Genomic DNA, 11,998 nt, shown 5'->3' with positions numbered 1-11,998 from the left:
CGTGGAGTATCAGCCGGGCATGGACGCGCATCTCCAGACAAGAGAGCAGATGAAGGTTTCCCTTCGGCGCGCCCTTGTCAATGGCGAGCTGGAAGTCCACTACCAGCCGCTGGTCAACCTCCACACCGGCCACATCACCACCTGTGAGGCGCTCGTGCGATGGACGCATCCGGAAAGAGGCCCTGTGTCCCCAGCCGAATTCATTCCCGTCGCCGAGGAGACTGGACTGATTGCTCCGCTCGGAGACTGGATCCTCCGCCAGGCCTGCACGGAGGCTATGAAGTGGCCACCGCATGTCGGCGTGGCGGTGAACCTGTCTCCTCTGCAATTCAGAAACCGGCGGCTCGCTGCAGACGTTCGCGAGATTCTCGGCGAAACCGGATTGGACCCGTTACGATTGCAGCTCGAAGTGACCGAGTCCGTGTTGCTCGACGAGAGCGACAACAATCTCCGTCTGCTTCAGGAGATCCGAGTGCTTGGCGTCAAGCTGGCGATGGACGATTTCGGGACCGGGTTTTCGTCGCTCAGTTATCTCAGGAGCTTTCGTTTCGACAAGATCAAGGTCGATCGCAGCTTCATTTCCGATCTGCCGGCAGGCAGGGAATCCTTGGCGATCATCCGAGCGGTCGCCGGAATTGGTCGCACGCTGGCAATAACAACGACCGTCGAAGGGGTGGAGACGGAGGCACAGCTCGAGGCAGTCAAGGCCGAGGGCTTCGATGAGGCGCAAGGCTACCTGTTCGCACGCCCCATGCCCGCTCGGCAGATATTGGAGCTGATTGAGGCGCGCGCGGGTGACATTTGATTGCCGAGCCCAAGCCATCGATGTGACCTGATGCATCCTAACCTGAAACGTGGCCCGTCATAAAAGCGGCGCCACGCTCCCCTACGCAAGGGGTCGGCGCCTGGACTTTAAGTTCTACAGCTAACGTTCGTTGCAGTATTCATTTGTGCCAATCGTTGAAATCGCGAGCGCGGCTCACGAAATCTCGAAACGCTCAAGCATTTTCTTGAGCTGAACGTTCTGCAAGTGGAGCTTCTGAGCCAGTCGGCTTCTCAGCTTTTTGATTTCCTCGTCCAGGACTACCACTTCATCGAAGAAAGGATCCGCGGAAGACGAGGATTGCAGGCTTTGAGCCTGGTTTGTGCCGACAGGGCTCTGCGCGAACAACTGGGCGGGGGCTCTCTTCACACGTTCTCGGCGCTTGGTCCGCGGTTTCCTTTGCGATTTTGGGTTTGTCTGGCTTTCCGGCATCAAAGCAACGGTTTCCACACCCGGATGATGAACCTCATCAGGTGCAGGTGTTTGATCAGCACGAATTGATCGGCCGAACGCGTGCATGGCGCCGGGAGCGCTTGTCGCCCTGTCCGATGCCGTTGACCCTTGATCCACTGGGACATCCGCCTGGTGATCACGTGTGCCAGGATCATCAGGCGGAAGTACCGACGTGTGTTCCGCTTCGCTTTCGAGAGCGTTGCGATCGGTGTCACACTTGCCCAAGCTCTCTTGCGCTTTTGCCGGTCGTCGCGCCGACACCAATTGAGCAAGGAACTTCCACGGTGTTTTCATAGTGTTTCAAGCCTTGAACAACCTGGGACTTTGCCCCCAGTCAAAGTGATCTCCCGGTCTGAAGTAGTAGCCTAAATGCGCCCATCTGAAATACCAACAGCCAGGACGCGACTCACGTGATGGGTCCATTCATTGCGGGACCTTCGCTTTGCATCGGGATTGTGACGGCTCGCAGCCAAGAATTCCTGCGATTGGTCGAACGCGAAATCCCAAAATGGCACGTATTGCAATAATCTCGCTGGCCATTTTCGGTGTCGCTCATAACCGGCAAACGATTGCCGCACAGCGTGCGGCCAAGGCCGTCGTGACGATCATGTCCCACGATCGGCCGGAATGACTAACTTTCAGGTGCCGAGCACGACAGCCCCTCCTGTCAATCCGGCCCCTGCGGCTGTGAGCAACAGCTTTTCACCGGGCGCGAAACGTCTCTGGCTGTTCGCAATCGACAGAGAAAGCGGGATCGTGGCCGCGGACGAATTGCCATAGGTTTCGATCGTCCGGACCACCCTCGCCGGGTCGATGCCGAGACGGTCGGAAACCGCGTCGAACATGCGCGCATTGGCCTGGTGCGGAACGAATCGGTCGATCTCGGAGGCGCCGATTCCCGCCTGCTCCAGCGCCCGCTGCGAGGTTTTGGTCATCAGTTCGACCGCGCGTGAGAAGACCTCACGTCCGTCGCGCATCGTCATCAGAAACTCCTCCGGATTGGCATCGCTGGAAAAGGGTTTGCTGCTGCCGCCAGCGGGAATGGAGATCAGGTCGTAACCGCGTCCGTCCGACGCGAGATCGGCCGAAATGAGGCCAGATCGCTGGCCCCGCTCCGGAACAAGCACGACGGCGCCCGCCGCATCGGCGAAGAGGACCGCGCTCGCCCGTTCGGTCGGATTGATACGCCGGCTAAGAATATTGGCTGCGACCACGAGCACCGCGCGGCCCTGCGAGCGGACGAAGCCGTCTGCCAGCGTCAGTGCATAGAGAAAGCCCGAACAGGCGCCGGCCAGATCGATTGCCCCGGAATTTGACAGGCTCAGTTTGTGGGCGAGCAGCGGCGCCGAGGGCGGCAATAGGTGATCCGGGGTAGAGGTTGCAAGCAGCGTCAGCGCGATGTCTTCGCGTGCAATCGCCGCATCATCGAGCGCCATATGTGCAGCCTGCGCTGCAAGGCCGCTCAGCGTCTCGCCATCTCCAGCCCAATGACGCCTGCGGATGCCCGTCCGGCGCTCTATCCAGCCCACCTCGAGGCCGAGCTGCATCTCGATTTCCGCATTGCCGACGCAGCGTGCCGGCGCGGCATGCCCAAAACCGGCCAGGCGGGAAGAACGGCACGACATCATCACGCTCCCGCAAGGACGTTCGAGGCAACCTCGTCAATGGCGTCATAGGCTTGGCCGAGTTCGCCGGCGGTCACGCAGTAGGGCGGCATCAGATAGATGACGTTACCGAGCGGACGAATGAGCAGCCCGCGCTCGCGAAACAGTTTCCGCATGCGTGGCCCGACATCGGCAAGATAGCCGCCCGCTGGCACGACGAGGTCGAGCGCCGCGATCGTCCCGACTTGCCGGATATTGGCGAAACGCTCGTCTCCCTGAAAGCTCGCCAGGTTCCGCCGATGCAGCGTCTCCAGGCTGGAAATTCTCGCGCCGACAGCTTCGCCGCGCCAGATTTCGAGATTAGCGACAGCCGCCGCGCAGGCGATCGGATTTGCGGTATAGGAACTCGAGTGGAAGAAGGTCTTGCGCCGGTCCGCGGACAGATGTGCCTCGAAGACCGCTTCGCTGCAAAGCGTTGCCGCGAGCGGCAGCGCACCGCCGGTCAGGCCCTTAGACGTGCAGAGGATATCGGGGCTTAAGCCAGCCTGTTCGCAAGCAAACACCGTCCCCGTCCGTCCCCAGCCGGTCATCACCTCGTCGGCGATGAACAGGCAATCGTAACGTGCGGCGATTTCCTTCAGACCCGCCAGCACCCGGGCGCCGTAGATTTTCATGCCGCCGGCGCCGAGAACCAGAGGTTCGATCACCAACGCCGCCACGCGGCCGCTACGGCAGAAGGCTTCGAACATGTCGAGCGTCCGCTGTTCGCGACCCGCCTCGGGAAAAGCGAGCCTGTCGACGCCAAACAACAAGGGCTCGTAAGCCGCATTGAAGACACCGCGTTCGCCGGCCGACATGGTGCCGATCGTGTCGCCGTGGTAGCCGTGCTCCATCACCACGACGCGGTCGCGCGGCTCTCCCCTGTTGTGGAAATAGCCGAGCGCCACTTTGATTGCGACTTCGACGCAAGTGGAACCGCTGTCGGAATAGAAAACGTGCTTCAAGCCCGCCGGTGCTATCTCAACCAGCCGGTCGGCGAGTGTTTCGGCGGGCTCATGCGAGAATTCGGCAAAGATGATCTGGTCGTAGGCTTCGGTTGCCTTGCGAATCGCCTCCATGATGACGGGGTGCCGGTGGCCATGGGTGATCACCCACCAGGACGAGATCGCATCGAGTATACGATTGCCGTCCGTGTCGATCAGATAGGCCCCTTCGGTCGACACGATGCGGGTCATCGGCGGCTCGAGCGCATGTTGGGTGAAGGGATGCCAGACCGTCGAGCGGTTCATTCAGGCACTTCCAAGAAAGGTGCGAGATCAAAAGAATTCGAGAACGCCTGACGAAGTGTGTCTGCAGCAACGCTGGGTAGCCAAGGCAGGCGCCCAAGCGACCGCACGCGGCCCATCTCCACGATGATGCGCTGCGTTTCAAGTTTTTCGTCGCCGATGAACACGATACCGCAGATCGGAACGGCGCGGTTTTTCAGCGCTTCGATCGACAACAGCGTGTGATTGATTGTGCCTAGGGACGTTCTGGCGCAGAGGATGACCGGGATCTGCCAGCGCGCGAAAAGATCGGCGAAAAGCAGATGGTCCGAGAGCGGTACCAGAAGCCCCCCTGCCCCCTCGATCACCAATGGCCGGTCGGTGATCGGCGGTGCGAGCTGGTCCGGCTCGATCGCCACACCGTCGAGACGGGCCGAAAGATGCGGCGAAACGGGCGCTGAAAGCCTGTACGCCTCCGGCAGGATACGCCCGCGCGGCAAACCTGAGAGCCGCGCGACTGTCTCGCTATCGGTCTCGTCCTCAAGCCCGGACTGAACCGGCTTCCAATAGTAGGCGTTAAGCGCACCGCCAAGGCCGGCGGCAAACACCGTCTTGCCAATGCCGGTATCGGTACCGGAAACGACCAGGCGAGGGATCATAGGGAGTCCTCCTCCATTGCGATTGCCAGACACTCAATCATGTCGGCGATCTGCTCTTCATCGACATTGAGGGTGATGGAAATCCTGAGGCGCGCCGTACCATCCGGCACGGTCGGCGGCCGGATCGCCCTGATGTCAAAGCCGCCGGCAATTCGCAATTGCTCGGCAATGCGGAGCGACCGGGCATTATCGCCGATTATCACAGGCAGGATCTGCGAACCGCTGGGATTGATTCCGAGCAACAATCGCAGATGCCCGGCGGCGAAGGTGGTCAGGCCCTTGAGCCGCATGCGCCGCTTGGGTTCATCAGCGATCACGCGCAGGGCTTCCCGTACGCCCGCCGCCATCAACGGCGACGGCGCTGTCGAGTAGATGAAACTGCGGGCGCGATTAACGAGAAAGTCGGCGAGTGTCGCAGGTAGGCCGAGAAGTGCGCCCGAGACGCCGAGCGCCTTGCCGCAGGTGTGCAGCATCAAAACATTGCCGCGCTTTTCCAGCCCAGATGCAAGCCCGCGTCCACCCGGGCCGAACACGCCGGTGGCATGCGCTTCGTCAACGACCAGAAAACCGTCATGCCGATCGGCAAGGTCTGCGAGCTCCAGGAGCGGCGCCTGATCGCCATCCATCGAATAGAGGCTTTCGACCGCAATCCACGGATGCCCCTTACCGCCTTTCGCGCGCCAGCGGCGGATAGCCAGATCGAAGGCTTCGACGTTATCGTGTGTGACGGCCACCGCTTCGGCCTTGCTGGCCGCTATCCCATCATGCGCGCTGGCATGGATCAGCGCGTCGTGGACAATCAGGTCGTCGCGCTGCGGCAGAGTCGAGAAGAGCGCGGCATTGGCGGCAAATCCGCTGCCGAAATAAAGCACCTTCTCAAGCCCGAAAAACGCCGCCGCTTCCGCTTCGAGCGCCTCGTGTTCGGGATGATTGCCGCGCAACAGCCGCGAGCCGCCGGCGCCCACCGGCACGCCTCTCTCGATCGCGGCCGATATTGCGGCGCTCAAACGAGGGGAATTTGCAAGTCCAAGATAGTCGTTGGAGGTGAAGTCGATGCCCTTCTGCGGGGCAAGCGCGCGAATGCGTGACCGACGTTCAAGGCCAGCAAGTGTGGCATGATAGCGGGCAAGTGCCGCCGAACTCACCGCGGCTGCTCCAGTTCCATCGGCTTGAGCCCGAGCCGACGAAAGAGTGCCGCGTCGTGATCCTCCCCGGGATTGTCCGCCGTCAGCAGCGTGTCCCCGACAAAGATGGAATTGGCGCCGGCAAAGAAGCAAAGGGCCTGCATCTCGTCGCTCATGTCGGTCCGGCCCGCCGAGAGCCGTACATGCGAACGCGGTATCAGGATGCGCGCCAGCGCGATGGTTCGCACAAAATCGATCGGGTCGACCGGCACCGCATCGGCGAGCTTGGAGCCGGGAATCGGAATCAGCATGTTGATCGGCACACTGTCCGGCGGGGTGGGCAGATTGGCCAGTGTCACCAGCATCGAGATGCGGTCTTCGGTCGTTTCCCCCATCCCGAGAATGCCGCCGGCGCAGACCTTGATGCCGGCAGCACGGACATTGGCGAGCGTTTCGAGCCGGTCCTCGAAGATGCGCGTGGTGATGATCTCGGAATAGTAGCGCTCCGAGGTATCGATGTTGTGATTGTAGTAGTCGAGGCCGGCCTCGGCGAGCCTTGCGGATTGCGCCGTCGTCAACATGCCGAGCGTCATGCAGGTTTCCATCCCGAGTGCTCTGACGCCTTCGACCATGGTCACCAGCGCCTCCATGTCGCGATCCTTCGGATTGCGCCAGGCCGCCCCCATGCAATAACGCGTCGCGCCACCTTCCCTGGCCTTCTTCGCCTCCGCCAGCACGCGCTCGACCTCCATCAGCTTTGAGGCTTTCAGCCCCGTCGGGTAATGGGCGGACTGACTGCAATAGCCGCAATCCTCGGCGCAGCCGCCGGTCTTGATGGACAACAGGCGGCTCATCTGAATGGCATTCGGATCGAAATGCTCACGATGAACCTGTTGGGCACGAAAGAGAAGATCGTTGAATGGCAGATTATAGATAATTTGTGGTTCACCAAACGACCGTACTATATCGGTGACCGCTCCTGCCGGCAACGCCTCCTTTGAAAGCGCAGTCTTCTCAGCCATCAAGCTTCCTCCCGGTGTTGATTCCATAGATAGCATCATTATTTTATCTATAATCAGAAACCGGTAGAGTCTGGCAACCCCTTTGAAGGAGATCAAGGCTCCGCAGTTGCAGAAATGAATTGAACTGTAGATGTCGCGGGCACGAGTCCGCGTTGCGCCCAGTCGATTTCGAGCGAGAAATGGACGATCGATATGTTCAGCCTTCAAGCGCGAACGCGGCGCCTGTCTGGCCTGACGCATAATGGATGGGCTGTTGACCAATCCTTTTCACGTGTCGCTCGAGTGTGATGACGGCCTGGTCGATCCTGCCCTTCCGGAGGTCATCGAGAATTGCCTTGTGGTCGGCGTCGACACGCGGCGCCCAAGCGGCGCGGCTCGTTGCAAATAGAAATCGCGAGCCGGCCGCATGCAAGTCATCGATCTCGGCAAGCAGCCGCGGCATACTGCAAGGAGAGAGCAACAGTTTGTGGAACCGTCGATTTGCCTCATCCCATTCTCGGATGTTTGTCGCTGCGTCGCCGGCTTGTGCGGCTGCGTCCGCCTGGTCCAACAGAAAGGATGTCAAATGCGGTGCGGCATAGCGAAGGGCCAGTCCCTCCAGAACGGAGCGCATAAGCGCCACCTCCTGGACCTCGGCGAGCGAAAACGATGCGACCCGCACGCCCCTGCGCGCCTCGCTCACCGCCAGACCTTGCGCCTCGAGCCGGCGAAAGGCCTCCCGCACCGGCACATGACTTGCGCCGAACTCCTCGGCGATGTGATCCTGCCTAAGCTTGCTACCAGGCTCCAACGCGCCGGTGATGATACGTTCGGCGAGAATTCGGCTGATGCGGTTCGCGATCGTGTCTTCGGTGCTCATAGTCATATTTTATAGATAATTCGCCGTGGCGACGCTGTCGAGGCGGTCTGCCTCGTTTACCTTTTTTAACGATTGCGAAGCATCAGATTAACTGCGGGACGACCTCAGACTCCCACCGAACTATCGTCGATCCTGATTTCGGGTTGTGGGATCAACAGGTGCCTTTTAAAGGGGTCAAGCTCGTGCTTCTGGCAGCGTCTCGGAACCAAGTTCGTACTAGGGGGTGTACAGCAGGAAATCGCTTTTCGACCGACGATCATTCCTGCCGCAAGATACTGGGGCACTCGCGGCGAGCGTTTCACCGATCGGATTCAATCCAGACCGGCAAATGGTCGCTCGTGGGGGTCAGCCTGTGTCACTTCGAGACGATCGAACGCGCGTCGCTTTCAGCCCTGCCCTCTGTTCAACAGTGGACACATGTGAATGTGGAGCACTGTGCAGGCGACTGACCTGTTCTAGCGGGACTGGTGTTGGTTTCGGGAGCTCGCAACCAGCGAGCGCACACATAAGCGTGGCCTGCGTTCCGTCGCAGAAATGCAAGAGGTAGCATTTAGGTAGTCAACAGAAGCACGAGTCGTAAAGTTCTATGGAACAGGAATACCGCGCCGCTAAAATGTGGTGCAGGGCCCCGACTGTTGGTTTTCCAAAGAGAATTGTCCCAGCCCAACGGGATACCACTGTCGAGAGTTCTCAATTGAAATCAACCCAGGGGCTGTCTACCATTCAGATGGGCGCTTCCTCTATCGGCGACAGCACCTTTGAAGAAGGCGCTGAAGAATGGAACGCAGCCGGCGCCGACCGCGCCGCCTGGATGCCAAGACGGGATGCAGAAACCGGCGGACATGATCGCTCGCATTTTTCGAGTGGGCCGGGACTGCTCGAAGAGCTTACGCGAATTCGGAAGCTCGGCTACGCGATCTCGGCCGACGAGCCGCCATCCCTGATCGGAAGCATGGCTTTGCGGTTGGCAAATGATCTGCTCGCGGCAGCGAGGGATCTCGGAGACATCTGGCCGATCCCGCGACCGCGAACGCCCGTCTCCGGCTCCACGGCGTAACTTTTTCGACGTGGCATTATTGGTGATGCAGCTCTCGCGCCGTTGGCGGGCTGCAGTACGGATGATTCAAGACGCATTGGTTTTCTCAAGCGCCGGTACCGCGCGCGGGTGCCTCAAGAGCGATCCCGCTCGGTTGAAACTCGGACCGGAGGAAGGAAGCGAGCTGGCGAACAGGCAGCCGCGGATGCTGCGGCAAAATCATCGCCAGACGCAGCAGCGGCAAGGCTGGCAAACCTTCTTCGTCTCCGAGCCTTCTCCAGTTCGCCGGGACCGCGCTCTCCGGCAAGACCGTCAGTAAGTCTCCCGACGCCACGGCAAGCTGGATGCCCGCAATGTCCGATGAAGAGTAGACGACGCGCCAATTCCGCTCGATCTGGTCGAGTGACGCCAGGATGTGCGGGCGTGCCCGACAGCCGTCGGGGAACAATGCAAGCTGCAGGCAGCTCACATTCTCGGGTGTGCGATTGGGGGCGCAACACCAGGTTTGCCTCTCTTCCCGGATGACTTCGCCCCTTCGGCTCGGAGGCACTCTGCGTTACGATCGCGATGTCGAGCTCGGTCGTCTCGACCATTTGTTCTAGGCGAAGAGAGAAGTCGTAGCGCAGATCCAAAATTACATTGGGATATCGCGGGACGAAACGCTCCATTAAAGCGGTCCCGAACAGCGTCAGATAGTCGTCAGGCATGCCGAGCCGGACGCGGCTCTCATTACGTTCCTCGAGCAGCATGGCCAGTGCCTCGTCTTCAATGGCTCGCATCTTGCGCGCGTAGACAAGAAGCCGCTGTCCTGTCGGCGGCAGCGATACCCGGCGATGGGCGCGTTCGAAGAGCCGCAGGTCAAGACGCTCCTCCCATTTCGCGATCGCCATGCTGACAGCCGCCTGGGTCCGTCCGAGCCTTTCTGCCGCCGCGGTAAAGCTGCCGGTTTCGGCAACCGCCAGGAATGCCGCCAGGGCATCACTGTCCAGATTTCTCATACTGCCCGCTCCTCATAGACGGCTGAGAAGCAAGACCCGAGATGTGCTTCCTATCAACGATGCTTATGGAGCAATAAGAAATCTCGTGTTTCGTCCCCAACAAACGGGGAACAAATGACGCAAATACGAATTTCAGTAATGACCCCCGAATTCATCTCCCGGCGACAGTTGCCTATGTGGCAAGCGATGACTGCAGCTTCACGAAGGGCTTCATCCTCGACCTCACCAGTGGACGCGCCACATACTGAACCGGCAGATGCGGGAGAAACCATGAAACCAGTTACCGATTTACGCCGCCTGTCGGTCGCCAATCTGACAGGCGGACGTGTCGACCCTGTTGACTTCATCGCGGGCGCCGCCAAGGCGGGCTTCGGAGCTGTCGGACTGCCTTTGATGAGCGCGACGCGAGCGCCGTTGCAGCAGGAAATCGTCGGACGTCCCGAAGTCATGCGCGCGGTCAAAGCCGCACTTGCCGACCATGTCATGCGGGTTTTCGATATCGATGCCTTCATCCTGTCGCCGCATGCGGACTTTGACCGGATGCGGCGCGCGATGGAGGCCGGCGCCGAACTCGGCGCCACACATCTTTCCTCGATCGGGACGGAGTTTGCCGGCGCCCGGACTGGCGGAACTGGCCTCGGAAGCACGCCAGAACCGGCTCCGCCTCGGAGAGGGCGCAATCGACCTGAACGGGCTGGTAGGCGCCCTTCCCGAAGACACGCAGCTCATCATCGAAACGCCCATCGCCGAAGAGGCGCACCTTCCGCTGAATGATCACTGGCCGCTGCGGCGAATGCGTCTCAGCGCTATCTAGTGCCCGTCCATAAACCGCTGTTTTTCTGATGTCACAGCGACTTTCGGCGCAAAGGACAGCGCCTTTGAAGCCATGCGGTTGGCATCATGGGTGCAAATCACGGCGGAAAGGATTCCTGGTGGAAATGCGCGCATCGGCAACTGCCGGCGCCAGCCGGTCGCATCTCGCCTGGCGGCATGGGATGTCAGGTCGCCCTTTGGCGGGTGAAGAGTACAAGATTGTAAGCCACCACCGCGGACCAGACATAGGCTTTGAAGTGGTCGAGCCCGCGCCAGGTGCAGCGGGCCAAGCCGTAGGCCCGCTCAGGCATGAGATGCCGGCCTCGATGCCGGCGCGGAAGTTTCTGAGCTTGCGATACACCCAGCAGCTCTTGACCATGTCTTCAATCCTGAGGCCGGCCCTTTTGTGGAAGGCCATGTCGCGCACACCCCAAGCCTTGGCCTGGCTCAGATTGGCGCGGCTGGCATAGCCGCCGTCGGCTGCCGCCTGCTGCGGCGGCGCGCCATAGAAAGCGATGTGGCGTTCCAGCATTGGCAGCAACCGTTCGCTATCGGCCGGGCTGCCGGTTTCGACGGCCAGGTCAAGGATCAGGCCGCTCTTGCCGGTGGTCAGGTTGAGTTTATGGCCGTACTCGACGTCGCGGCTGCCCTTGACGATGATGTCGACATGCGGCTCGAACAGGCTCGCCAGCTTCTCGCCAGCCGGCACCGCCTCGCCGGCCAGGACCCGCCGCTCGGTCTGGGCAATGATCCGCTCGATTAGCGGCTTGTAGCGGCAGACTTGCGCCTGCCAGAGTTCGACCGCCGGGCCCGTCGCGAGGAGCAACTGTCTACTCGCCTGCTGCAGATAGCCCAAGGTGGTGCGCGTGATCTTGAGCAGTTCGCGGTAGTGCTTCACTCGTTTCGGGCGACCGCGGGTATATTCGATCGCTCGAGCCCGCTTCTTCGCCGCGCGACGATGGTCGTGCCATGGGATGGCGTGACCCAGTGCATCAGCCTGCTGCAACAGTCGCACCATCACCCGGACAGCGTCCCATAACAGGCTGCTGTCGCTCGGCTCATGGATCGATGCGGCGGTAACGGTGCTGTCCACACGCACGACCTTGCCGCTTTCCAGTTTCTCCTGCCGGGCGCTCGCCAGCAGCACCCGGTTAATCTCTTCAAAGGTTTGCGCCCGGATCGCGCTGATTGTCTTGTGCAAGACCGACTTCTTCGGGTTCCACCCCCATATGTGGACGTATACGGACCCCGCCCGATTGCAACAGGTTGGCTGAATCCGGTTGATGGTCACAACTGCTGACGTATATCCGGCTTCTTCATGCGGCTCGATGTTCAGCGCCGC

12 protein-coding genes and 2 pseudogenes are annotated in these 11,998 nt (G+C 60.7%); 4 read left to right on the top strand and 10 right to left on the bottom strand.

What is annotated here, in order from left to right:
- Positions 1-805 (top strand): EAL domain-containing protein (locus QN224_RS32910; protein ID WP_283980091.1); only part of this gene is annotated, 805 nt, incomplete at its 5' end.
- A gap of 174 nt (positions 806-979) precedes the next feature.
- On the opposite strand, the gene QN224_RS32905 is transcribed toward QN224_RS32910, so the two are convergent.
- Positions 980-1,570, bottom strand: coding sequence for a hypothetical protein (locus QN224_RS32905; protein WP_283980090.1), 591 nt, complete (start codon positions 1,568-1,570; stop codon positions 980-982).
- A gap of 214 nt (positions 1,571-1,784) precedes the next feature.
- Between QN224_RS32905 and QN224_RS32900 the strand changes: the two genes are divergently transcribed.
- Entirely contained in the window at positions 1,785-1,907 is a 123-nt protein-coding gene (locus tag QN224_RS32900; protein ID WP_283980089.1) for a hypothetical protein, read from the top strand.
- A gap of 7 nt (positions 1,908-1,914) precedes the next feature.
- Here QN224_RS32900 and QN224_RS32895 read toward each other — a convergent pair whose 3' ends face one another.
- From QN224_RS32895 to QN224_RS32870, 6 genes are all read right to left on the bottom strand, one after another.
- On the bottom strand, positions 1,915-2,901 hold the full coding sequence (locus QN224_RS32895; protein ID WP_283980088.1) for a beta-ketoacyl-ACP synthase III: 987 nt from the start codon (positions 2,899-2,901) through the stop codon (positions 1,915-1,917).
- A gap of 2 nt (positions 2,902-2,903) precedes the next feature.
- On the bottom strand, positions 2,904-4,169 hold the full coding sequence (locus tag QN224_RS32890; protein ID WP_283980087.1) for an adenosylmethionine--8-amino-7-oxononanoate transaminase: 1,266 nt from the start codon (positions 4,167-4,169) through the stop codon (positions 2,904-2,906).
- Positions 4,166-4,804, bottom strand: a complete 639-nt coding sequence (bioD, locus tag QN224_RS32885; RefSeq protein WP_283980086.1) for a dethiobiotin synthase — start codon at positions 4,802-4,804, stop codon at positions 4,166-4,168. Before bioD ends, QN224_RS32890 begins: the two co-directional genes overlap by 4 nt.
- Positions 4,801-5,949 (bottom strand): 8-amino-7-oxononanoate synthase, encoded by a 1,149-nt coding sequence (locus tag QN224_RS32880; protein WP_283980085.1) that lies wholly within the window; start codon positions 5,947-5,949, stop codon positions 4,801-4,803. Before QN224_RS32880 ends, bioD begins: the two co-directional genes overlap by 4 nt.
- Positions 5,946-6,950 carry a biotin synthase BioB gene (bioB, locus tag QN224_RS32875; protein ID WP_283980084.1) on the bottom strand — a complete coding sequence of 335 codons (1,005 nt, stop codon included), beginning with the start codon at positions 6,948-6,950 and terminating at the stop codon, positions 5,946-5,948. The genes QN224_RS32880 and bioB overlap by 4 nt, the downstream gene beginning before the upstream one ends.
- A 196-nt stretch (positions 6,951-7,146) precedes the next feature.
- Positions 7,147-7,815 carry a GntR family transcriptional regulator gene (locus QN224_RS32870; RefSeq protein WP_283980083.1) on the bottom strand — a complete coding sequence of 223 codons (669 nt, stop codon included), beginning with the start codon at positions 7,813-7,815 and terminating at the stop codon, positions 7,147-7,149.
- A gap of 580 nt (positions 7,816-8,395) precedes the next feature.
- On the opposite strand from QN224_RS32870, the gene QN224_RS32865 reads away from it, so the two are divergent.
- Complete coding sequence (locus QN224_RS32865) at positions 8,396-8,866, top strand: hypothetical protein (protein ID WP_283980082.1); 471 nt, start codon at positions 8,396-8,398, stop codon at positions 8,864-8,866.
- 85 nt (positions 8,867-8,951) lie between these two features.
- On the opposite strand, the pseudogene QN224_RS32860 reads toward QN224_RS32865, so the two are convergent.
- A pseudogene (locus QN224_RS32860) lies at positions 8,952-9,843 on the bottom strand (LysR family transcriptional regulator).
- Between the two features lie 288 nt (positions 9,844-10,131).
- Positions 10,132-10,428, bottom strand: coding sequence for a hypothetical protein (locus QN224_RS32855; protein ID WP_283980081.1), 297 nt, complete (start codon positions 10,426-10,428; stop codon positions 10,132-10,134).
- A gap of 22 nt (positions 10,429-10,450) precedes the next feature.
- Between QN224_RS32855 and QN224_RS32850 the strand changes: the two genes are divergently transcribed.
- Positions 10,451-10,657, top strand: coding sequence for a hypothetical protein (locus QN224_RS32850; RefSeq protein WP_283980080.1), 207 nt, complete (start codon positions 10,451-10,453; stop codon positions 10,655-10,657).
- Between the two features lie 184 nt (positions 10,658-10,841).
- On the opposite strand, the pseudogene QN224_RS32845 reads toward QN224_RS32850, so the two are convergent.
- A pseudogene (locus tag QN224_RS32845) lies at positions 10,842-11,884 on the bottom strand (ISNCY family transposase); the annotation flags it as partial.
- Positions 11,885-11,998: the final 114 nt, after the last annotated feature.

Origin of the sequence: Sinorhizobium sp. 7-81 (assembly GCF_030124405.1) — a bacterium.
Taxonomy (GTDB): Bacteria; Pseudomonadota; Alphaproteobacteria; order Rhizobiales; family Rhizobiaceae; genus Sinorhizobium; species Sinorhizobium psoraleae.
This window is presented reverse-complemented; position numbering and strand designations above follow the sequence as displayed.

Coding starts and splice junctions, on each gene's coding strand:
- QN224_RS32905 (WP_283980090.1), bottom strand. CDS start 1,570: ATGAAAACACCGTGGAAGTTCCTTGCTCAATTGGTGTCGGCGCGACGA.
- QN224_RS32900 (WP_283980089.1), top strand. CDS start 1,785: ATGGCACGTATTGCAATAATCTCGCTGGCCATTTTCGGTGTCGCTCAT.
- QN224_RS32895 (WP_283980088.1), bottom strand. CDS start 2,901: ATGTCGTGCCGTTCTTCCCGCCTGGCCGGTTTTGGGCATGCCGCGCCG.
- QN224_RS32890 (WP_283980087.1), bottom strand. CDS start 4,169: ATGAACCGCTCGACGGTCTGGCATCCCTTCACCCAACATGCGCTCGAG.
- bioD (WP_283980086.1), bottom strand. CDS start 4,804: ATGATCCCTCGCCTGGTCGTTTCCGGTACCGATACCGGCATTGGCAAG.
- bioB (WP_283980084.1), bottom strand. CDS start 6,950: ATGGCTGAGAAGACTGCGCTTTCAAAGGAGGCGTTGCCGGCAGGAGCG.
- QN224_RS32870 (WP_283980083.1), bottom strand. CDS start 7,815: ATGACTATGAGCACCGAAGACACGATCGCGAACCGCATCAGCCGAATT.
- QN224_RS32865 (WP_283980082.1), top strand. CDS start 8,396: ATGGAACAGGAATACCGCGCCGCTAAAATGTGGTGCAGGGCCCCGACT.
- QN224_RS32855 (WP_283980081.1), bottom strand. CDS start 10,428: ATGTGTGGCGCCGAGTTCGGCGCCGGCCTCCATCGCGCGCCGCATCCG.